A 22,650-nucleotide genomic window follows, 5' to 3' on the forward strand; every position below is an offset into this window, starting at 1 on the left:
TAGCATGAGTAGTTTTACAGGCAAAGCCGAAACGGATGATAACCACCTACTGAAGTAGGTGGTTTAGGGCTGAAAACGAAAAAAGCTCGAGTTTGACTCGAGCTTTTGTTTTTCTATTAGGAAGAAATCGTTAGTTATGCGTCAAGGATGCTTTCTAGCACATCGAATAACATATCGACTTCTTCTATTGTGTTGTAATGCATACAACCAATTCGCACTACACCACCCGATTCTTCTAAACCAAGTTGACGAACTAAGCCCAACGCATAAAAGTGACCATTCCATACACAAATGTTATGTTCACCCAGTGTTTTCGCGATGAATTCTGGAGAATATCGGTCAAACGTTAGCGCAAAAGTTGGCGTGCGGAGTTGGCTATCTTCCTTTGCGATACCGAATAGATTGACACCATCTAATGCATTCAAACGCTGTAAGAAACGCTCACTCAAGCGCTGCTCATGTTGTTCATACAGTTGGTAGCTTTGCTCCAACCGTTGGCGAAGAGGTAAACCGACTTCACCAAATTGAGCCAGATACTCAACCGCAGAAACGACACCAGCAAGACCTTCAAAACTTTGCGTTCCTGTTTCAAATCGACCTGGACCTATATTAGTGGCAGGCTCGACTTTGTAAGGGCGAATACTGTGGAGCCACTGATCGGCTATGTAAGCAATACCAACGTGCGGTCCGAAAAACTTGTAAGCTGAGCAAGCTAAAAAGTCACAACCTAACGCTTGAACATCAACCAAATGATGAGGCGCATAATGGACGGCATCCACATAAACTTGTGCCCCAACATTGTGCGCCATGCTGACTACTTGCTGTACATCCACAATAGAGCCCGTCGTGTTCGATGCATAAGTCACAGCGACAAGGCGCGTTTTATCAGAAAGAAGGCGGCTTAAATGCTCCATATCCAGCGTACAATCTTCTTCGTTGATACGAACTTGATGAACCGTAACGCCTTTATCTTCTGCCGCTTGCTGCCAGCTGGATACATTTGAATAGTGATCCAAAGCGGAAACAATGATCTCATCTCCTACTTGCCAATCTCGACTAATCGCGCGACTAAGCTGAAAGGTTAGTGAGGTCATATTGGCACCGAAGACAATATTGCCAGATGAAGGGGCATTAAGTAGAGCCTGAGCCGACTCACGCGCATTTTGCATTACGTCAACGGTCACTTGGCTAGAAAAATAATGCCCGCCTAAGTTAGCGTTGAAACGACCTAAATACCCTACCATGCTGTCTAGTACTAATTGAGGCACTTGTGAGCCACCTGGACCATCAAAAAAAGTCACGGGCTTGTCGTTGTGGTATTGAGCCAACGCCGGAAATTGCTCTCTGATCTGATTAAGATTGAAGTTCATTACGCTTATCCGTAGCCGTGAGTACAAATACATCCATATGGCCCGCTTCGTCATCAATAACAGAGCGGATTGGGCACGCGTTATGCCACAGCTTGCTATCAGCCAAGATTGCGACCTCTCCGGTTTCTAGCACTTTACGGAAAAATGGGGCTTGGTTATGGCTGCTGTACAGCATGATGTCGCCACCTATGATGTTATGGCGTCCCACACCAACCATTGCAATGTGATCAAAACCGTCTTGGTGCACACCTTCAGGTGCTACTTGGGTTTCTTCTTCCAGTGCCCTGATACGGATTTGGTGAATTTCTATTTCTTGACCGTTTGGCAGATGATTCGCATTGACAAACAATTCACACATTTCTCGAAATCCATCGCTGGTAAGAATATCCTTCTCAATTGGCTCGAATTGTCTTACAACATCACCTTGAAATCGGTTGATATCAGAGGATTGAACAAAGCTATTTTTATTTAAGTCGATGACTTTGCCGTTATCAAAACCAACCACAGAATAACGTCGTAGTCGATACTGACCATCTGCATGTTCGGTACGAGGCAGTTCTTCAAACGATGGGGAAAGCTGCTCAATTGCTGCCATGCTGAGCTGTGTTAAATGTAGAGTATTCTCACGTGAATGTAACATCATTTGCTCCTTTAATGAGGCACATTAATTAACATTTAATTTACACACTAGGTTACGCAAATATTCTGCAATTACCAGCTTTTAACGTTGATAGCTTCAACAAAACGACGAAAACAACATAACAAACCAAATCAAACCACAAAAACAGAGCCATGTTTCAGTTTTACGCTTTGACAATATTTGAAACTAGACTTCTCTACTACGAATAGAATTTTATGCTAGAAGTCAACGTTCTCTATCAATATTTAGTGGGTTCTAATCTATAACCAATTATTCGATCACAATCGTTGTTTATGCTTTTAAAGCACTAAGAATTTCCATACAATCGAGGGAAATGTTACGCCCTTTTTGGAGCCATAATGAGCGACGTAAAACACTGTAAATTATTAATTCTTGGTTCTGGTCCTGCAGGATACACAGCTGCCGTCTACGCAGCGCGTGCAAACTTAAACCCTGTGCTTGTGACGGGAATGCAACAAGGTGGTCAGCTAACCACCACAACTGAAGTTGAAAACTGGCCAGGCGATGCTGAGGGACTGACAGGTCCAGCATTGATGGATCGCATGAAAGAACACGCCGAGCGTTTTGAAACTGAAATCGTATTTGATCACATCAATGAAGTAGAGCTATCACAACGCCCATTTCGTTTAAAAGGCGACTCAGGTGAGTACACTTGTGATGCCTTAATCATATCTACCGGCGCATCAGCAAAATACCTTGGCCTTGAGTCTGAAGAAGCATTTAAAGGTCGCGGCGTTTCTGCTTGTGCAACCTGTGACGGTTTCTTCTACCGTAATCAGAAAGTTGCAGTTGTGGGCGGTGGTAACACGGCTGTTGAAGAAGCGCTATACCTATCTAACATTGCGTCAGAAGTTCACCTGATCCACCGCCGCGATTCATTCCGCGCAGAGAAGATCCTTGTGAAACGTCTGATGGATAAAGTTGAAAGCGGTAATATCGTTCTTCATACCGATCGCACTCTCGATGAAGTACTGGGCGACGATATGGGCGTAACGGGCGTCCGCATTAAAGACGTGAACAGCGGTGCGACAGAAGATATCGATGTAATGGGTGCATTCATCGCAATTGGCCACCAGCCAAACACACAAATCTTTGAAGGCCAAGTAGACATGAAAGATGGCTACATCATCGTTCAATCAGGTCTTGAAGGCAACGCAACACAAACTAGTATCGAAGGTGTATTTGCAGCTGGCGACGTAATGGACCACAACTACCGTCAAGCGATCACCTCTGCAGGTACAGGTTGTATGGCTGCATTAGATGCTGAACGTTTCTTAGACTCACTTGGTGACAAATAACTTTTCACATTTGTGTCATATCCTTAAAGCCCAGCGGTATTCCCGCTGGGTTTTCTTTTGTATACTACCGCCTCATTAAAACAATTATCATTAAGCCTTCACGATGGATAAGAAAAAGCAAAGCAGCTTGAATAAGTGGCTGAAGCAACAAAGTAAGTTAGCCAAGCGCTGGCTTATGATTGCGATAGGCCTAGGCGTACTTTCAAGCGTGTTTTTATTGGCTCAAGCAGCCCTGCTCGCCTCCATTCTGCACCAGTTAATCATTGACCAAGTCGACAAAGCCGACCTCATTTGGCATTTTGTTGGGCTCGGTGGCACGGTTATCGGTCGAGCTGCTTGTACCTGGGGTCGAGAGCTTGCCGGTTACCGTTGCGGGGAGCAAATTCGAGTTTATATTCGCCAACTCATTTTAGATAAAGTTCATAAACTTGGGCCAGCTTATATCAAAGGCAAACCTGCTGGCAGTTGGGCAACGCTCATCTTAGAGCAGGTAGAAGATATGCAAGATTTCTTCTCACGCTACTTGCCTCAAATGTCATTATCGGTACTAGTGCCTTTCATCATTTTGGTTGTCGTATTCCCAGTAAACTGGGCAGCAGGCTTGATCTTCCTGGTCACTGCACCACTAGTGCCTATTTTCATGGCACTGGTTGGGATGAAAGCCGCAGAAGCAAACCGTAAAAACTTTAAAGCGATGCAGCGTTTGTCGGGTCACTTTTATGACCGCTTGCAAGCAATGACGACCATTCGCTTATTCGATAGAACAAAATCTGAAACTGAGACGCTAAAGGGTGCTTCAGAAGTCTTTCGTACTCGTACCATGGACGTTCTGAAAATCGCGTTTCTGTCTTCTGCGGTGTTAGAGTTTTTCACTTCTATTTCTATCGCAATTACCGCTGTCTACTTTGGCTTTAGTTATATCGGGGAGCTGGACTTCGGCTACTACGGCACGGGTGTTACGCTCTTTGCTGGTTTGTTCATTCTGATTCTTGCGCCAGAGTTTTATCAGCCATTACGTGATTTGGGCACGTTCTATCATGCGAAACAGCAAGCGGTTGGCGCAGCAGAAAGCATTGTCGAGTTTCTGGATTTGGAAGTCGATCAAATCAAAGATGGTACCCAAGCGTTAGATAAAAACAGCCCTATCCATATTGAAGCGGACCAGTTAACCATTTTTAGTCCGGAAGGTAAGCAGCTCGCAGGTCCCCTATCCTTCTCTCTTGAAGCCAACAAAAGTACGGCTTTAGTTGGACCAAGTGGCGCAGGTAAAACAAGCTTGGTAAACACCATCCTCGGTTTCATGCCTTATCAAGGTAGCTTGAAGATTAATGGTTGTGAATTGTCGCAACTGGATCTAGCCACATGGCGAGAGGCAGTAAGCTGGATTGGTCAAAACCCGATGCTATTACACGGTAGCATTCGAGATAACATCACACTAGGTAAGCACAATATTCAGGATGCAGACGTACATTCTGTGTTGAATGACTCTCACGCTGCTGAATTTGTTGAAATGCATGGGTTGGATTATCCGATATCTGATCGTTCTGGTGGTTTATCTGTCGGCCAAGCGCAGCGTTTAGCACTGGCTCGCGCCATGCTACAAAATGGTCGTTTTTGGTTATTAGATGAACCAACCGCAAGCTTAGATGCTCGCAGTGAAAAACTCGTGATGGAAGGCATTAACAAGTATGCGCATGCCACAACGAATTTGATGATTACTCACCAACTTGCGCCTTTACAAAACGTATCGCAAATTCTTGTTATGCAGGACGGCCGGATTGTTCAACGTGGTGATTACGCCACACTGTCGACAGAAGATGGCTTATTTAAAGACATGTTGGAAGCGAACCTCGCACAACGTGAAACAGACAAGGGGAACTTAGATGCGTGATTTACTCCCTTATCTAAAACTCTATAAGAAACACTGGTTTGGTCTTTCGCTAGGTATGCTACTGGCATTTCTGACCTTAGCGGCATCTATTGGCTTATTAACGCTATCAGGTTGGTTTATTTCAGCCGCAGCGGTGGCAGGCTTGACGGTTGCTCGTGAGACCTTCAACTACATGTTACCAGGTGCCGGGGTACGCGGCGCTGCAATGGCTCGAACCGCAGGTCGATGGGGAGAACGTGTCGTTAGCCACAATGCAACGTTCAAGCTGCTTACCGATCTACGTATCTTCTTCTTTAAGAAACTTGCACCACTGATTCCGGGTCGTGTTTCTACGATGCGTGATGCCGATCTGCTCAACCGCCTAGTAGCGGACGTAGATGCGATGGATCACGTTTACCTTCGACTTATCAGCCCTGTCGTGATTGGTATTTTTGGCATATTGAGTTTAACGGCTATCCTGGCGTTCTTTGATTGGCATCTCGCCCTACTGCTTGGCTCGATTCTTACCGTCATGTTGTTTGTATGGCCAGTACTGTTCTATAAACTGGGTAAAAACAATGGCGAGAATCTCACTCATCATAAAGCGCAATTTCGAGTGGCGACACTGGACTGGCTTCAAGGCTACAGTGAACTGAGTATCTTTGGAGCAGAAGAACGTTATCGTAATCTCATTCTAGAGAAGCAGAAGCAGTTGCTGTCTAACCAATTTGTGAACGCGAATTTAACGGGCATGGCTTCAGGCCTGCTTATGCTGGTGAACGGCCTTACACTGGTTGTGATGCTTTGGTTTGCTGCAGACGGCGTAGGTGGTCGTGCTCCTGATCCTTGGATTGCGCTGTTTGCGTTTGCAACCATGGCGAGCTTTGAGATTCTGATGCCTATCGCGGGCGCATTCCAGTATCTCGGTCAAACGTTGACCTCTGCTCGTCGTTTAAATGAAGTAATTTTGGCTGAACCTGACGTTGTCTTCCCTGAGCAGTCGAAACATAAAGACACAACGTTAGACATTGAATTCGACAACATAGATTTTACTTACCCTGACGGTCAGCAAAAGGTACTGAAAGACTTGTCACTCTCACTACCGTTGGGCACTAAAACTGCAATTGTAGGTCAAACAGGTTCAGGTAAATCAACACTGATTCAGCTTCTTTGCCGCTACTGGGATGTTAACCAAGGTGAAGTTCGAATCGGTGGTGCAAAACTGCAAGATTGGAGCGAGTCTGACCTGCGAACAGCAATGACTGTGGTCAGTCAACGCGTAGATGTACTAAACGGGACACTACGTGACAACTTACTCATGGCCGCTCCGGACGCAAGTGATGAGCAACTGTCTACTATTTTACAAAAAGTCGAGCTTGGCGGACTTCTTGAAGAGCCGGGTTTAGACGCTTGGTTAGGCGACGGCGGTCGTCAGTTATCTGGTGGTGAGAAACGCCGAATCGGTATTGCTCGAGCATTGCTACGTGATGCCCCAATCCTACTCTTAGATGAACCGACTGAAGGCCTCGATAAGCGTACGGAACAAAAAGTGATGGCGCTTTTCAATGAACACTTTGCTAATAAGACAGTAGTATTCATTACACACCGACTGATAGAGTTAGAAAGTATGGATAGCATCTGTTTGATGGAACAAGGTGAGATCATCGAACAAGGCGACCATCCAACGCTACTCGCTCAAAAAGGTCGTTACTACCAGCTATTACAATCTCTATAATTCGATTTTCAGTGACGAGAAGGGCTCATCAAACGATGAGCCCTTTTGTTATTCCTGTATTAATTAGTTACCTAATTAAGCACGTATACAGTGCTGATTTACCGACCAGATTTTTTGAGATAAGCCGCCATTTCATCTTCCGGAACCATGCCCCCACCAGTTGCCCAAACAAGATGTGTTGCGTTTTTGAGTTTTTCTTCGTCAAATTTCATTTGAGACTGATAAGCATGGTTATTCGAGACGTGCACTGCCCCAATCATACCGGCTAATGCAGAAGGCTCTAGATTAATACCTTCCAGTTCACTTAACTCACCCAAGTGGTGATACATACGAGCGTCATCAATGGTGTAAAAACCATCAAGTAGCCTTTCCATCGCTCTTCCGACAAATCCCGAGGCACGCCCGACTGCCAAACCATCAGCGGCGGTGATGTTATCGATACCCAAATCTTGTACCGAAATATCGTCATGCAAGCCTGTATGTACGCCCAACAGCATGCACGGTGAGTGCGTTGGCTCTGCGAAAATACAGTGGACATGCTCGCCAAATGCTACCTTCAAGCCAAATGCCACCCCACCAGGTCCACCGCCAACACCACAAGGAAGATAAACAAACAATGGATGATGCTCATCAACCACGATTCCCAAGTCATCAAATTGCTGCTTAAGACGCTCACCCGCAACAGAGTAACCTAGAAACAGCGTCCGTGAGTTTTCATCATCGATAAAGAAACAGTTGGGATCTTTTTCTGCCTCTTTACGACCTTGCTCGACAGCAATACCATAATCTTCTTGGTGCTCTACGACATTAACACCATGTGACCGGAGCTTATTTTTCTTCCATTCCCGCGCATCCGCAGACATGTGGACTGAAACTGAAAAACCCAGCTTCGCACTCATGATGCCGATGGACATACCAAGATTGCCGGTTGAGCCAACCGCAATACTGTACTGCTTAAAAAACTGCCGAAACTCATTGCTGAACAATTTGCTGTAATCATCGCTTTCACAGAGCAAGCCGGCATCAAACGCCAACTTTTCTGCATGAGTGAGCACTTCATAAATACCACCTCTCGCTTTGATCGAACCAGAAATTGGCAAATGACTGTCTTTTTTGAGCATTAAATGGCCCAATATTGGCGTGTCGTATTGCTGCTCCAAACGCACTTTCATATTGGGAATATCCACCACTGCGGACTCAATAACGCCACGCGACGTTTCCGTTTCGGGAAACGCTTTCATCAAATAAGGCGCAAATCGTGTTAGCCGTTCACTCGCCGCTTGAATATCTTTTTCATCTAACCCGACATGAGGTAAGCCTTCCTCCAAGGAAGTGATATGGGGGTTGAACCAACAAACCTCTTCAAGATCAATAAGTGCAGCCAAGAGTGGGAACTGCTTAGTCAGCGCTTCAATATTTGCCTTGGTCATTTTACCTTCCTGGAATGATGTGAGTTGAGATAAACAAAAGCGCCGCAATAGCGACGCTTTGGAGAACAACTATCAGTTTGAGCTTACGCGTAGTTTTTCTCAAACTCTTGCATGAAGTCTACTAACGCTTGAACGCCTTCTAGCGGCATTGCGTTATAAATGGATGCTCGCATACCACCAACTGCTCGGTGACCTTTTAGCGCTTTCAGCCCTTTAGAGTCTGCTAACTCAAGGAAGGTTGCATCCAGTTCAGGCTTAGCAAGTTGAAATGGCACGTTCATCAAAGAACGGTTCGCTGAGTGCACGCCATTACGGTAGAAATCAGACTGATCGATGTAATCATACAGTAGCGCGGCTTTAGCGCGGTTCACTTGCTCAATCGCTTTTACTCCGCCCTGTGCCTTCAGCCATTTGAAAACAAGACCAGACAGGTACCATGCAAAGGTTGGTGGCGTGTTGAACATTGATTCTTTTTCTGCCAAAACAGTGTAATCCAAGATACTTGGTAGAACCTGCTTCGCCATACCTAATAAATCATCGCGCACGATAGCAATAGCAATGCCGGAAGGACCAATATTTTTCTGAGCGCCCGCGTAAATCACACCGTATTTAGACACATCGATTTCACGAGAAAGAATTGTCGAAGACATGTCAGCAACAATCGGTTTGTCGGTGATAGGAAGATCGTTAATCTCAATACCATCAATGGTCTCATTTGGACAGAAGTGAACGTAAGCCGCTTCTGGAGCAATTTTCCATTCACTTGCAGGTAGAACCGCGACTTTCCCGTTGATTTCTGTTTTTGCATCAAACACGTCTGGTTCGCAGTATTTTTTCGCTTCAGCTACCGCGCTTTCAGCCCAATAACCACCATCGATGTAAGTTGCCGTATCGGCATCACCAAGTAAGTTTAGAGGAACAGCAGCAAACTGAGCACGAGCACCACCTTGGCAGAACAGTACTTTATAGTTGTCCGGAATATTCAGAAGATCACGTAAATCCTGCTCGGCTTCTTCTGCAACTTTGATGAACTCTTTGCTTCGGTGGCTGATTTCCATGACCGAAGTACCAAGGCCTTGCCAATCGATTAGTTCCTGTTGTGCTTGCTGCATAACTGCTTTAGGCAGACCTGCTGGCCCTGCACTGAAGTTAAATACGTTGTCCGTATTTTGTTCCATGATGCTCATTGCTCCTGCTATGTAAATATTAAGAAATTAATATCACGTTTTCGCAGTGATAAAAACAAGAAAAGAGGTCTTACGACCTCTTTTTAAAGACTAAGCGTTGAATTGGAACAAATTCGCAACAACACGAATTACTGTTGTTGCATCAAAGCAGGCATAAGTAGAGCCACCAATGGGAACTCATGCCCATTTTCGAACTTCAATTTGCCTTCACCAATTTCTGCTTTTAATTGATAACCGCCCTCTACTTTTTCGATCAACTCCATTATAAGGAGCTCATCAATCCCTTCTTGAATAAATGGGTAATGCGTTACTAATTCATCAGAGAAGTAAGTGCTAAGTTCACCAGTAGTGGCCGTCACCAACTTCATTGGATCTTGAGTAATATGCTCAGTACCTTCAGGGATGGATAGTTGCCACTCGTTGTGGAACTTGCCGTCACCGAATGCGAGTGAAAGCTCGTTCACGGATAAATCAAAACCTTTGCTAAACAGCGTATCGACATGCGGCAATAAATTCGCAATTTCCTGCTCATCTAACATAGGAGAGCCTTGATAGATAGACATAATTTGATCAAAAGACTGGCTATCCACATCTGCAATTGAGAAATCCAACTTAAAGTTATCGACATCCGTCCCATCAGTTAAACGTAGTTTCTTAGCATCTAGGTTTAATTGACTGTTCAGCTTATCACCAGACTCACTCATCGTAGTGTTACCACGGTAGCTCGCATTTTCAATCAAAAAGACAGGCGTCAAGTTCGCATCAACCACATCTAGCTTCTCTAGAGAGAAAGATTGCTCGCCTAACCAGTAGCCTTTTGCTTGCTTTCCTTTACCTTGCCCTGTCAATGCATTCAGATGAAGCTCTTCACCGTTTTCAAAATCCACTTGAACAGAAGGAACGGAAACTTGGTAATTGAGATCACCCAATACCGTCACATCACCTGTTACTTTTGCAGGGCTTGTAGAAACAGAAACACCTTGCGCTTCGTTACGATAATGCCAACTGTCTAGGTCGAGGATAAATGCTGTATTGCCATTTAGTTGAGTCTGGCTATGCATCGTGAGAGGCAAAAAGTCATTGTCCACCAATTTTGAATCTGCTGTTAGGCTTGTTAGACCGTGGCTAACATCACTGGTTACGTCAAACGTCGTTGGCATACCATCACGCTCTAACTGCGTTTTAAGCTCAGGATCAACAACTGAATAACGAGTCAGCACGACTGAAGACAAATAGCCACGCTGATACTCGACCACTTCGCCTTTAATCATTTCATCATTCATATTGGTAATACCATCTTCAATGATGGACTGACCAATTTGTCCGACAGCCAATGGCCAACACAGTGCTAATGAGATAGCACCACCAATGGCGCCGATTTTTTTAAGATTTTGCATAACGTCACTTATTAGATATTTTCGGTCAGTCTACCCCAAACCACCTGTGGAGAAAACATTGAGACAAATCAGACTATTGATGCTTATTCTAGTCCATTAATCAGGAATCATACTTGGCTCCCACTCATCATGTCCTTTTATTGTTAAAGTTTGCGTGGCGAAGTTTTAACCGGAGCTAAAACATCTGTGAATCGTTATGCTGTGTTGTGTCTCGACAACAACCCAATCAGTGCTGAACAGTTTCGATTGGAGCTGTCTGCCTTCTCAAGTAAGTTTGATATTTTTTCTGTCGAATCGATAGAAGAGGCTCAAAGCGCTTTAGAGTATCTAGAAGAAAGAGAACAGACTGTTGCTTTAGTTATAGCGAGCCATCACGCTCATTTTAACGGCGTGGATTTTCTTATTGGTTTAGACCGGATGCCACATACCGAGCAAGCAAGAAAAATTCTTATTAGCTGCTCGTCTGATATAGAGGCAATTCTCACTGCCGTTAATGAGGGCAGGCTCGACCACTGCCTCACTAAACCTTTGCCAGATCACGTCTTATTTAACACAGTGCAAAAAGAGCTGACCCAATTTATCTTGCGAAATGGCAAAGAAGACCTGCTAAGTTACAGTCAGATATTGGATCATCACAGCTTGTTGCGAGCGCACATCAATAACCAGATGAGCCATTATCAAGCCGGATTCTTACACGACTACCACTCGATGTCTGATGCCGAGTTAGCCGAGCAAGTGATCTCCGCTCTCCAACAATTTTTCAAAGATAATGACGAAACAAGAGCGTGCCGTACATACTCACCTGAACACTTGTTAACCGTGGAAGGCGAGCCAAATAGCTTTTTGTGGTTTATCACCGAAGGTGAAGTGGCTCTGTACAAGCGCGATGAGCAAGGCATGCAGCGAGAGGTTGTACGCCATAACAAAGGGAATATTGTCGGAGGCATGTCGTTTGTTACTGGGGAATGTTCTTTCTCGACAGCTCTGACACTAACCAAAACAGAAGTTATCAAACTCGATCGCAACGTATTCAATAAAGTGATGCAAAGCGACTCAAACTTACTGCCTCTTTTTACAAACTTGCTCTTACGCCACTTCAACCGCCGATTGCAAAGAAGCATCAACACCAAACTGCAACTTCAAAAAACGCTCGAATCTTTAGAATCAGCCCACCAGCAGCTCATTGAAAGAGAAAAAATGGCGATGCTTGGCCAATTGGTTGCGGGAGTGGCACACGAACTAAACAATCCAGTAGCCGCGATATTAAGGGGCGTAGAGAATTTAACGCATACGCTAGAACGATTACTTAACGATGCGCCCAGTTCCGATATACAAAGCAAAGGCATTGAATTACTGAGCAAAGCGCAAACCTCAAAACCCGCTTCAACCGCTGAGCTCAGATCACGCGTAAAAGCGCTTAGCCATACTCTTCCAGACCGAGCATTGGCAAAAAAAGTGGTGAGCCTTGGATTAGAGTCCGATCAAGAGCTACTTACCCAACTAACGAGAAAGCAGCAAGCGTCTTATCATGCCCTCAATACACTTGAGCAATACCACAAAGCAGGTTCTACACTTCGCTCAATTAATGTCTGTGCAGCACGAATTGCTGATATGGTAAAAAGCCTGAAAGGATATGCTCGGTCAGATGATGAAACCCTGCACTATGCTGATATTCATGAAGGTATTGAAGACACCTTGGTGATTTTCGAGAACAAATTAAAAATGCACCAAGTTTCAACCGACTATGCAAACTTGCCTTCCATCCTTTGTCAACCGATCGCACTCCAACAGGTGTGGACGAACTTGGTCTCTAACGCCATTGACGCATTTCCTGAGAAAGGTGTGTTAAACATACAAACACGCCTTGTAGAAAAAGAGCATACACATTATGCCGTTATCTCATTTGAAGATAATGGATGTGGCATTCCTGAGTCGCAAAGAGACGCCATTTTCGAGCTGAACTTCACCACAAAAAAAGAAGGTAACTTTGGCTTAGGCATCGGGCTGTCCATCTGCCAGCAAATCGTAACAGCACACAGAGGGTGGATTGACGTCGAATCAGAGATCGGCCAGTTCACACGAATGACCGTCTGGTTACCAGTCATCGAAAAAGGAGATGAAACATGACCAAGTATCTAATTTTATGTGTCGATGACGAACGAGAAGTCTTGGATAGCGTGCTCCAAGATCTTGCTCCCTTCGAGGAGAACTTTGTCGTCGAAGGAGCGGAATCGGTGACTGAAGCTCGGCAGGTGATTGAGGAGATGGCGGAAGAAGAAGTTCAGCTTGCGCTCATTTTATGTGACCACATTATGCCGGAACAAACTGGGATCAGCTTCTTAATCGAACTCAGTCAAAATGGTGACACAAAAGCAGCGCGCAAAGTTTTACTCACAGGACAAGCTGGTTTGGAAGACACCGTAGAAGCCGTAAATAACGCGAGTCTCGATTATTACATTGCCAAACCTTGGAAAGGCGAAGCATTGAGAAAAGCAATCGTGTCTCAGCTTACCGCGTTTGTGATTGAGAATGATGATAACCTGCTATCCTGGACTCAAATCCTTGATTCTGAGGCAATCCTCAACGCCATGGCAGAAAGAAGAGCAAGCTTTGGCGAGTAATAAAGTGTTTGGTTCTAACTTGAACTCAACGATGCTCATTGCACCACCTAACCTCGCATAGTCGAATGAGGTTAGAAAAACATCGTTACTTGTCCGAGTGAAATTCTCGGACACTACGTATATGGCGTAGTTTTTGCTTAAACCAAGGAACTATTAAGTTAATTGACAAAACATCGACACATTTTTGTTGGTCGTCGACCTTCCTTTTTATTATGATGTCGGACAAATCAGATTACGGTTCAAGTGGTTGCTTGAATCCATGGAAATAATGAACAAGGTTTATCGTTAGTTATGCGTAAAACACTATTAGCCGCTGCCTTACTAGTGGCATCAAGCCATGCCCTAGCTGCAAACGATCGCAATGCGCCAGCAACTATGAGCAACTTTAGCTACGACTATTTCGAAGCACGTATTGGCGCAAGTCCTGTGACATTTGGTGCTGGATTCAGCAAATCAATTCACCCGAACGCGCATGTTATTGCTCGTATTGACTCTGAGTTTGAAAGTGATTTTGACTCAGCTGCAGGCTTTGGCTTCCATTCTCCGCTAAACAACTGGGCAGATCTTACTGGTGAAATGCTAATGCGCGTTGTGCAACCTTCGAATGAGAGCAGCACAGATGTTGGTATGGAGCTGAACTTAGGTGTTCGCCAATGGTTGGGCCCTCAATTAGAAGTAGGCGGCAAAGTCGGCTACGTTTCTATCGATAACGATGACGATTGGACTGGCTCTGCCTACGCTCGATTCCACTCAACAGAGCTTTTCTCTTTGGGTGCTGAAGCACGTATCAACGATTTTTACGGTGATCAGGTAATGTTCACTACGCGTTTTAAGTTTTAAGATTTGTACTGTAAGAAAAGAGCAAATTCAAAAACAAAAACCGAGGTCTCTGCCTCGGTTTTTTTGTCTAATTTAATGACTAACTCAATGAAGTGGTAAAAAACTTCAACGTCCTTTTTCCGCTTTTCACACTTGCCTTTACGACCCGCTAACTCCATCGAAACGAGTCAATCATTGTGCGATCAGCTTCGCTTAGTCACACAGTGCCAATAACTGTTTTTTACGCGGCTCTTGGATCAGTTTCCAATGTACGCCATCAGTTGCACCAGCAAATTTCCACAGTAGCTTTACATCAACATCATTACCGTAAGCCGTTTTAACTTTGTTGAAGACTTTTACAGGTCCAAGTTCTAAAAAGGTTTCTACGTCATCAACACCGGCTTTCTTGACCATACGTTCAAGGGTTAGTTGCATGTTGGGTAAGTCTCTTAAGCGTCTACTGGCAGAGGACTTTTGATATTTCCGTTCCTTAATTGAGTATTCAATTGATTTCTGTACCAGTTCATCAAGCCCTACATATCCGGATTCGAATAAATCGGTTACATCATAATAATTTACGGTTGCCGTCGTCTGTTTTTTGACGTGCTTATACTTCTCACAGCTCAGTTGAGTAAACACTTCATCTAGCCCATTACCACCACGTAAGTAGCAGCAATCATTGCTGACAAGCGCAAACATAGCATCATCGGTGAATAAACCAATACCACCGAACATAGAACGTTTTTGGTACTCACTGAAGGTGCGTACATATTTAAAAAAAGCTTGGTCTGTCATGTCCATTGACCTCTTTAATCTGAATAAATTACCCCGATTAGCGATGTCACCAGATAAACAGCAGCTTATAGCGAATTATAAATGTCGATTTGTTGGCGATATTTTTGTGAGTTGTGCTCACCAACTTGCTTAATCATACTTAACGTTGAAAAATAAGTTAGGACATAGGTCACATATAAAAAAGTATAAATTCTGCATACGTGATTAGTTTCACACTTATTGTTCGTGTGGTGATATTTTTTTGACGCATAGCATGCCTAAAACGCGCCATCATTATGATCTCGCTGGCAATTACGGGCACATAATACGCATTTAATTGATAAAGAATACGCTGTAAGGGTACACTGTACGAAAGATCTCAAGTACAGCGTCACAATGGAACATTTATCATTTTTTTGGCTGCCAAATAATAAAGATAAGCTTATAAACGCACTGGAATCCGAGTTTGCTCAGCTGGTAGAACAGTCCATCTCCACGGGTAAGATTTCGTTACCTCCTATTCCTGATGTCGTGCTTAAAATTCAGCAGTTATGTGTCGAAGAACACACCACGATTGCCGATGTTGCTAACTGTTTATTGGAAGATCCCGGATTAGCAGCGGTCGTTTTACGAGTCGCTAACTCTGTGATTTTCAATCGCAGAAATATCACCTGCAACGACTTAACTACCGCGGTATCTCGTCTCGGAATACTTCGTGTACGTGATATTGTTACCGCACAAGCGATTGAGCAACTTAAACACTCAGTTAATCTCACTAAAGAATGCAATGCTATCTTGGTGAAGAGTGCCGCGATATCGCGTGAGCTCGGTGCCGTCATGGTGATGTTGGTTCAATCGTTTCGTAGCCACGAGCCAGGCACTTATGGCCATCTAGAGCAAGAAAAGGCGTTATTGGTCGGTCTATTAGCCGATATTGGGTTATTTTGCCTAATTAATGAGTACCACTTGTACTTAGATAGGGGCAATTACTTAGACCCAGATATTGCATTGCAGATCTTCCAAACACGTTGTTCTGCCACAAGTAAACTGGTACTTGAGCGTTGGGGGTTTGACAACGACTTCAGAGAAGTATCCTCAAACGAAAAATACGAATTAACGCGACCAGAAGTGAGTTATCTCGACATCGCTAGAATTGCGCATCATTTATTGATGTTCCGCAATCACGATGAACGCATTGACGAACATGAAGTTGAATTCAACTTAACTGGTGCAGAAGTCTTGTATGAACTTAGTAACATGAGTGATACTGACTTCAATGATCAAATCCGAGCTGTACTCAATGCTAGCGGTTTGTAATTTATCGCTTTCTGATAATACCTTATCCGTGATAAAACGATTCGCTCAAGGCTGAGCTGTGTGTGGTGAAATGTCTTTAATTTCAACCGATAGATAATTTGATTTATGCGTGTTGATGTTATCTCAAAAAGGAATCATTGAGCTTTATGTTTTCAGGGATGCTATTTATTTTCGCTCCGCTTGTGGTGGGGTATCTAATTCCTATATCTCGATCTTCGTTATTGGAGAAGATCAATCAGTCAACGTCCTACCTTATTTACGTCATTTTGTCGTTGATGGGTCTTAGTTTGGCGGCGCTCGATAATTTAAGCAGCAACTTACAAAGTATTCTCCTCTATGCGAGTACGTTTTTTTTGTGTCTAAGTGCCTGCAACCTGTTGGCTCTGCCTATTATTGATAAAATTATTCCACTCCAGACCAATCAGAATCAAAAGAAGCTACCGTTATCTTCGATGGCTTTAGAGTCAGTTAAGCTTATCGTGGTCGTTGGCGGAGGGTTAGTGGTTGGCCTGCTGTTACCCATTGATTTGAGTTGGGTAGATACAGCAAGCGAATGGATACTCTTTCTACTTCTATTTTTTATTGGTATTCAGCTGCGCAATAGTGGGCTTACTCTGCGTCAAATCCTATTAAATAAACAAGGAATGGCCATTGCAGCCGTGGTCATCGCAACGTGTATGCTTGGTGGCGTTCTTGCAGCGGTGTTTTTGGATCTTCCTCTTTATCAAGCACTCGCAATGGCTTCAGGTTTTGGCTGGTATTCACTCGCAGGTATTTTAATGGGTGACGCTTTTGGTCCGGTATTTGGTGGCGCGTCGTTCTTGATTGAATTGATGAGAGAGCTAGTCGCACTGGTTGCCATTCCTCTCTTTATTCGTAGCTATCCGTGCACCGCAATTGGTTATGCCGGTGCAACAGCAATGGACTTCACCCTACCCGTTATTCAAACCACCGGTGGTGTGCGTTGTGTTCCTGTTGCTATCGTTAGCGGCTTTATTTTGAGTTTATTGGTACCAGTTATGATGCTTTTCTTTGTATCACTTGCTAGCTAGATCTCAGGTTTTCGCTTTAACATCCATTACAATACGGCAAAAATTTAAATACCCAGTTAACGTCAAAGTGGTCAATATTTTTTGGCAAGACCCCTCTTTCTTTTCGTCATTCAGCCCAACGATTTGTCACGACCAAATAGAAAGAAGGGATAAACATCAACTGATGTGCATTGCGTTAATAAAGGGATAACAACCAGAAGGAAGAAGAATGAAACGCTTTGTCGTTGCAGCGCTCCTCGCTACAAGCTCAACTTTTACGATTGCCGCAGATCAACAATGTCTTGCTAGCAAATACGATGGCTACGTCGATGCCTCACTACAGTGGTATCAAGATCTTGTTGATTTGACGGTTACCCAATATCCAGATCTGAAAGAAGTTAGTCAATGGTTCTTGGATGGACGTAAACATCACTTTGAATTAAACCGCGAAGCGGTTCACTACTTTCTAGAGAACGACCCTAGCCGCGTTGCGACGGAACAGCCAATCGAAGCATGGTTAAAACTAGAGCAACATGACGTTAAGCAGTTAGCGACCCGAAGCGATAAGTTAGGTGAAGTTGCAAAACAGACATTTAGCGACCGTCAATCAACTAACCACCCAAAAAACTACGAACTTCGTTCAGCATTCGCTGATCTGCTTAGTCATCCCCAACAAATTGATACCGCACTTAATAAGTACAATCAGTCAATAGAAAAGATTGAAAAGCAGAAATGTGACTAAGATTGCTCGCATTAGTCGTTGATTAGCATTCGAAAACACTAGAATGTTTTAACGTACTCAATCTAGAATTTTTTAATGTGAATATCGTAACCTTCACCTAAAATTTTCATTTCTACAACTTGGGTTTCAACAATTAAAACGGGACTTTGCGCCCGTTTTAGTTTAGATTGTGCCGCTCGCATTACCAAAATAACTACAAAGATTCTTTGCTATGGTTAAGGAACAAAAAACCGCTGATGTTAGCTTTGAGAGCTTGCTAAAGATCTTCACTGTCCCAGAAGGTCCGGACTCAACGTTAACTAAAATTGACGAGAGCCTCTCGCGAAATCTAAATCAATTTCTTCGTGAACACATCGTGGCAGAAGAAAAGCCTTTACGCGAAATCGAAAAAGACTTTTCTTCTGCTCAGATTCCTGAGCAGCCAGAGTTCGTGTCAGATCATACAGAGCACTTACTCGACACTTTGGTGTCGCACTCAGTTCACACATCTTCACCAAGCTTCATTGGTCATATGACATCGGCACTGCCTTATTTCTTGATGCCACTGTCAAAGATCATGATCGCCTTAAACCAAAACCTGGTAAAAATAGAGACTTCCAAAGCCTTTACGCCACTTGAGCGTCAAGTTTTGGGTATGCTGCATCGCTTGATATATGGTCAGAATGATACGTTTTACAATCAGTGGATGCACAGTGCAAACCACTCATTAGGCGCATTTTGTTCCGGCGGCACCATTGCCAATATCACTGCGCTTTGGGTAGCACGTAACAAAGCGTTAAGAGCCAATGGCTCATTTAAAGGCGTGGAAAAGGAAGGCCTTTTTAAAGCCATGAAGCACTATGGCTATGATGGCTTAGCGGTGCTAGTGTCTGAGCGTGGTCACTACTCCCTTAAGAAAGCAGCCGATGTATTAGGGCTAGGCCAGGAGGGTTTGGTTGCGGTTAAAACCGATACCAACAACCGCATTGTTATCGACGACCTGAAAGCGAAAATTGTTGAGCTCGAAAAACAAAACATCAAGCCTATTGCTGTTATTGGTGTGGCTGGCACAACAGAGACAGGTAATGTTGATCCATTGCCTGAAATCGCTGAAGTCTGCCAAGCTCACAGCTGTCACTTCCATGTGGATGCCGCATGGGGTGGCGCAACACTTATGTCTAACCATCACCGTCACCTTCTTAAAGGTGTGGAAATGGCAGACTCAGTAACTATTGATGCGCACAAGCAGCTCTACATCCCGATGGGCGCTGGTATGGTTCTGTTCAAAGACCCTGACGCAATGAAATCCATAGAGCATCACGCTCAATATATATTGCGCAAAGGTTCAAAAGACCTAGGCAGCCATACACTAGAAGGCTCACGTTCGGGCATGGCGATGTTGGTCTACGCCGCAATGCACATCATAAGTCGCCCAGGTTACGAGCTTCTGATTGACCAAAGCATTGAAAAAGCTCGATACTTTGCGGATTTAATCAAACAGCAAGATGATTTCGAGTTAGTTTCTGAACCAGAGCTTTGTCTGCTCACATACCGTTATTTGCCGCCATTCATCCGTGAAGTATTAGCACAAGCAGAAGGCTCACAAAAAGAACAACTGAATGAGCTGATCAATGAGTTAACACAGTTTATTCAAAAGCGTCAGCGCGAAACGGGCAAATCGTTCGTTTCACGTACAAGACTGAACCCAGACCAATGGCAGCGCATGAATACGATAGTGTTTCGAGTGGTTTTGGCAAATCCACTGACCACAAAAGAAATTTTGAGCTCAGTGCTTGATGAACAACGCGAAATCGCCAAGCAAGCACCAAATTTGATGAAAAGAATTCAACAGCTGGTTGTTGATATTCAATCGTCTTAACGGCCAGATCGAGTTACATCAATTTGAAATTTTTTTTCGTTTTGATGTAACTCAAACATCATTATCGTACGACTAGCGCAACAAAACTTCGTTTACACATCCAATTCTGTAGTTTTTACAACATTTTGTTTGAGGCCTGTCAAATTCTCACTAAATAGTACCCGTTATTGGTTTAGACTGATTGAAGATCAGGTTTATACTGATTCTATGGCGCTGGTTGTTTTCGTTAACGCCCCACTCTACTCCGGAATCTTCGTGTTTCCTTTCGTTAGCAGAGCCAGCGAGTTGTTCTCTATACCCTCGTGAACACTATGAATACATTAGAAAAAATTCAAAAAAACCTGGAGAATTTCAGTAAGTCAGAGCGCAAAGTTGCGGAAGTAATTATGGCGTCTCCACAAACTGCAATTCATTCAAGCATTGCAACGCTGGCTAAAATGGCCGACGTTAGTGAGCCCACTGTAAACCGCTTCTGTCGTCGTCTGGACACCAAGGGCTTTCCAGATTTTAAGCTTCACTTGGCACAGAGCCTAGCCAACGGCACCCCTTACGTTAACCGTAATGTGGAAGAAGACGATGGCCCAGACGCGTACACCCATAAGATTTTCGAATCGACGATGGCGTGTTTAGATGTCGCTAAAAATAGCCTAGATCCAATGCAAGTGAACCGTGCGGTCGATTTGCTAACGCAAGCGAAGCGCATTTCATTCTTTGGCCTTGGTGCATCATCTTCTGTTGCCCGAGACGCACAAAACAAGTTTATTCGCTTTAATATTCCAATTACTTGTTTTGAAGATATTGTTATGCAGCGCATGAGTTGTATCAACTGCAGTGATAATGATGTTGTGGTTCTTATTTCTCATACCGGTCGAACAAAGAGTCAGGTAGAAATAGCGAACCTTGCTCGTGAAAATGGCGCAACGGTTATTGCGATTACAGCGAAGGATTCTCCTCTAGAAAAGGCAAGCTCGCTGGCCATCACGCTCGATATTCCAGAAGATACCGACGTTTACATGCCAATGGCAAGCCGAGTTGTACAAATGACAGTGATTGATGTGCTAGCAACTGGCTTCACTCTTCGCCGTGGTACAGGTTTCCGTGAGAACCTAAAACGCGTAAAAGATGCGTTGAAAGACAGTCGCTATGACAAACTAAGCCAGTACTAAGCACTAAAGCTTAGTCAATACTTTATCTAGGGGAACTCAAGGCTCCCCTTTTGTTTTAATGCTGCTAAGGGAGCAATCACCCTAAGTCGTTGACACTCGATAAGTCCGTTCTTGATTCCAGTACTTCAACAGAACTGACATGTTGTGCACTCTCAGCTGCGCACTCTCCGCTACAATCACAGACTTGCTGCAATATGTAAATCAAACGTTCCTGATTCAGGGGTAAAGGATTCCCTTTGATTGCCATTGATTTAAGCGCATCGTTCGCCACTTGCTCAAAAGAGGTTTGGCATACTCCAAATTGAGCCAGTAGCGGTAACGCTAGCTTATCTAGCACCATATTGACCCAAAGAATTCCATCGTGTTCGTTCGCGTTTACTCGCTCAGTGACTAATTGGGCCAGCTTGCGATAACGACTTATCACATCATTCCTACCCGCGAGTTTAGCGGCGTTAATGTTCTCCTGCATCACGTGTGGAGCTAGGCGAGCCGTAATAATGCTATGGGGGGCGTCTAACTTGCCTCCTAACGCCGATGCTAACCCATGAGCGGCACCTAATTTGGCATTAGTAATCGCCATACCACCAAGCAATGCAGCGAACGATAAATCAGAGCGCGCCTTATGATTATCTTGCTTACAAGCGGCAACCACTGAACGGCTTAAACGGCGTAGCCCCTCTTCGCAGACCATATCAGTAAGAGGGTTTGGCTCACCACACACATACGCTTCCATTAAATGAGTGAACGCATCCATTGCGCCACGTCCAGATGTGTATTGGTCGGTCCCGTAAGTAAGTGTCGGGTCTACAATGGCAACGTCTGCGAGCATATCAGGGCTTCGAAGACTCACTTTCACTTTATCTTGTCCAGATTTCAGCACAGCATTTCTGGTCACTTCTGAACCGGTGCTTGCTGTCGTAGGAATTGCAATAAAATGAAGAGGCTTTGCTTTTAAAGGGACGCTTCTTCCTACCACTTCTACGTAATCGTAAACATTGCCTTGATTGGGAATAATGGCAGCTAAGGCTTTGCCCATATCGATGACGCTGCCACCACCTATCGCAACCACCATATCAGGTTGGAATTTTCTACCGAGCACTGCGGTCTCTTCTACCATCGTGATGTATGGTTCACCAACGATAGCTACGTGCTGGTAACGCATATTTTGAGCTTTAAGATATTGGATAATGGGGGCGGCTCGTTGGGTATCCTGCCCAGTAACCAGCAAAACACTGTAGCCAAATTGGTTAATAACGGACAATGAAGATTGAAGTGCACCTTCACCAAATATAATCCTTGTTGCAGTCATAAACTGAAACATACACACCCTCCCAAAAGAATATACCCAAATAACCTCTCGCCCTCTGATTTAAC

18 protein-coding genes are annotated in these 22,650 nt (G+C 44.2%); 11 read left to right on the forward strand and 7 right to left on the reverse strand.

Annotation, left to right across the window (positions count from 1 at the left end):
* Nucleotides 1-134: 134 nt before the first annotated feature.
* A complete protein-coding gene (locus R8O70_RS08420) occupies nucleotides 135-1,370 on the reverse strand; it encodes a cysteine desulfurase-like protein (protein ID WP_065274399.1) in 1,236 nt (411 codons plus the stop codon).
* On the reverse strand, nucleotides 1,354-2,010 hold the full coding sequence (locus tag R8O70_RS08425; RefSeq protein WP_005377989.1) for a 2OG-Fe dioxygenase family protein: 657 nt from the start codon (nucleotides 2,008-2,010) through the stop codon (nucleotides 1,354-1,356). Before R8O70_RS08425 ends, R8O70_RS08420 begins: the two co-directional genes overlap by 17 nt.
* 359 nt (nucleotides 2,011-2,369) lie before the next feature.
* Between R8O70_RS08425 and trxB the strand changes: the two genes are divergently transcribed.
* The 3 genes from trxB to cydC all read left to right on the forward strand — a co-directional run bounded on the left by trxB (nucleotide 2,370) and on the right by cydC (nucleotide 6,934).
* Complete coding sequence (gene trxB, locus R8O70_RS08430; RefSeq protein WP_005377991.1) at nucleotides 2,370-3,329, forward strand: thioredoxin-disulfide reductase; 960 nt, start codon at nucleotides 2,370-2,372, stop codon at nucleotides 3,327-3,329.
* 103 nt (nucleotides 3,330-3,432) lie between these two features.
* A complete protein-coding gene (cydD, locus tag R8O70_RS08435; protein WP_065274398.1) occupies nucleotides 3,433-5,220 on the forward strand; it encodes a heme ABC transporter permease/ATP-binding protein CydD in 1,788 nt (595 codons plus the stop codon).
* Nucleotides 5,213-6,934 (forward strand): heme ABC transporter ATP-binding protein/permease CydC, encoded by a 1,722-nt coding sequence (gene cydC, locus R8O70_RS08440; protein ID WP_065274397.1) that lies wholly within the window; start codon nucleotides 5,213-5,215, stop codon nucleotides 6,932-6,934. The genes cydD and cydC overlap by 8 nt, the downstream gene beginning before the upstream one ends.
* A gap of 98 nt (nucleotides 6,935-7,032) precedes the next feature.
* On the opposite strand, the gene R8O70_RS08445 is transcribed toward cydC, so the two are convergent.
* The 3 genes from R8O70_RS08445 to R8O70_RS08455 all read right to left on the reverse strand — a co-directional run bounded on the left by R8O70_RS08445 (nucleotide 7,033) and on the right by R8O70_RS08455 (nucleotide 10,948).
* The gene (locus R8O70_RS08445) at nucleotides 7,033-8,364 is read right to left on the reverse strand and encodes a D-serine ammonia-lyase (protein WP_213893761.1); all 1,332 of its coding nucleotides are present in this window, start codon (nucleotides 8,362-8,364) and stop codon (nucleotides 7,033-7,035) included.
* Nucleotides 8,365-8,447: 83 nt separating this feature from the next.
* On the reverse strand, nucleotides 8,448-9,542 hold the full coding sequence (gene serC, locus R8O70_RS08450; RefSeq protein WP_005378000.1) for a 3-phosphoserine/phosphohydroxythreonine transaminase: 1,095 nt from the start codon (nucleotides 9,540-9,542) through the stop codon (nucleotides 8,448-8,450).
* 137 nt (nucleotides 9,543-9,679) lie between these two features.
* On the reverse strand, nucleotides 9,680-10,948 hold the full coding sequence (locus tag R8O70_RS08455) for a DUF945 family protein (RefSeq protein ID WP_064368075.1): 1,269 nt from the start codon (nucleotides 10,946-10,948) through the stop codon (nucleotides 9,680-9,682).
* A 186-nt stretch (nucleotides 10,949-11,134) separates the two neighbouring features.
* Between R8O70_RS08455 and R8O70_RS08460 the strand changes: the two genes are divergently transcribed.
* The 3 genes from R8O70_RS08460 to R8O70_RS08470 all read left to right on the forward strand — a co-directional run bounded on the left by R8O70_RS08460 (nucleotide 11,135) and on the right by R8O70_RS08470 (nucleotide 14,409).
* On the forward strand, nucleotides 11,135-13,075 hold the full coding sequence (locus R8O70_RS08460; RefSeq protein ID WP_104975248.1) for an ATP-binding protein: 1,941 nt from the start codon (nucleotides 11,135-11,137) through the stop codon (nucleotides 13,073-13,075).
* Entirely contained in the window at nucleotides 13,072-13,569 is a 498-nt protein-coding gene (locus R8O70_RS08465) for a response regulator (protein ID WP_005378005.1), read from the forward strand. Before R8O70_RS08460 ends, R8O70_RS08465 begins: the two co-directional genes overlap by 4 nt.
* A gap of 291 nt (nucleotides 13,570-13,860) precedes the next feature.
* On the forward strand, nucleotides 13,861-14,409 hold the full coding sequence (locus R8O70_RS08470) for a hypothetical protein (protein WP_005378006.1): 549 nt from the start codon (nucleotides 13,861-13,863) through the stop codon (nucleotides 14,407-14,409).
* 192 nt (nucleotides 14,410-14,601) lie between these two features.
* On the opposite strand, the gene R8O70_RS08475 is transcribed toward R8O70_RS08470, so the two are convergent.
* Nucleotides 14,602-15,189, reverse strand: a complete 588-nt coding sequence (locus R8O70_RS08475; protein WP_005378007.1) for a TfoX/Sxy family DNA transformation protein — start codon at nucleotides 15,187-15,189, stop codon at nucleotides 14,602-14,604.
* A 369-nt stretch (nucleotides 15,190-15,558) separates the two neighbouring features.
* Between R8O70_RS08475 and R8O70_RS08480 the strand changes: the two genes are divergently transcribed.
* The 5 genes from R8O70_RS08480 to R8O70_RS08500 all read left to right on the forward strand — a co-directional run bounded on the left by R8O70_RS08480 (nucleotide 15,559) and on the right by R8O70_RS08500 (nucleotide 21,276).
* Complete coding sequence (locus R8O70_RS08480) at nucleotides 15,559-16,479, forward strand: HDOD domain-containing protein (protein WP_025766846.1); 921 nt, start codon at nucleotides 15,559-15,561, stop codon at nucleotides 16,477-16,479.
* Between the two features lie 146 nt (nucleotides 16,480-16,625).
* The gene (locus R8O70_RS08485) at nucleotides 16,626-17,531 is read left to right on the forward strand and encodes a lysine exporter LysO family protein (RefSeq protein ID WP_025766847.1); all 906 of its coding nucleotides are present in this window, start codon (nucleotides 16,626-16,628) and stop codon (nucleotides 17,529-17,531) included.
* 208 nt (nucleotides 17,532-17,739) lie between these two features.
* Nucleotides 17,740-18,252, forward strand: a complete 513-nt coding sequence (locus R8O70_RS08490; RefSeq protein ID WP_025766848.1) for a hypothetical protein — start codon at nucleotides 17,740-17,742, stop codon at nucleotides 18,250-18,252.
* A 211-nt stretch (nucleotides 18,253-18,463) separates the two neighbouring features.
* Nucleotides 18,464-20,110, forward strand: a complete 1,647-nt coding sequence (gene panP / locus R8O70_RS08495) for a pyridoxal-dependent aspartate 1-decarboxylase PanP (RefSeq protein ID WP_213871580.1) — start codon at nucleotides 18,464-18,466, stop codon at nucleotides 20,108-20,110.
* Between the two features lie 311 nt (nucleotides 20,111-20,421).
* A complete protein-coding gene (locus R8O70_RS08500) occupies nucleotides 20,422-21,276 on the forward strand; it encodes a MurR/RpiR family transcriptional regulator (protein WP_005378021.1) in 855 nt (284 codons plus the stop codon).
* A gap of 76 nt (nucleotides 21,277-21,352) precedes the next feature.
* Here the strand turns inward: R8O70_RS08500 and R8O70_RS08505 are convergent, their stop codons facing one another.
* Entirely contained in the window at nucleotides 21,353-22,597 is a 1,245-nt protein-coding gene (locus R8O70_RS08505; protein ID WP_104975245.1) for an iron-containing alcohol dehydrogenase, read from the reverse strand.
* Nucleotides 22,598-22,650 lie beyond the last annotated feature (53 nt).

It is taken from the genome of Vibrio sp. 779(2023), assembly GCF_033344285.1.
Classification (GTDB): Bacteria; Pseudomonadota; Gammaproteobacteria; order Enterobacterales; family Vibrionaceae; genus Vibrio; species Vibrio alginolyticus.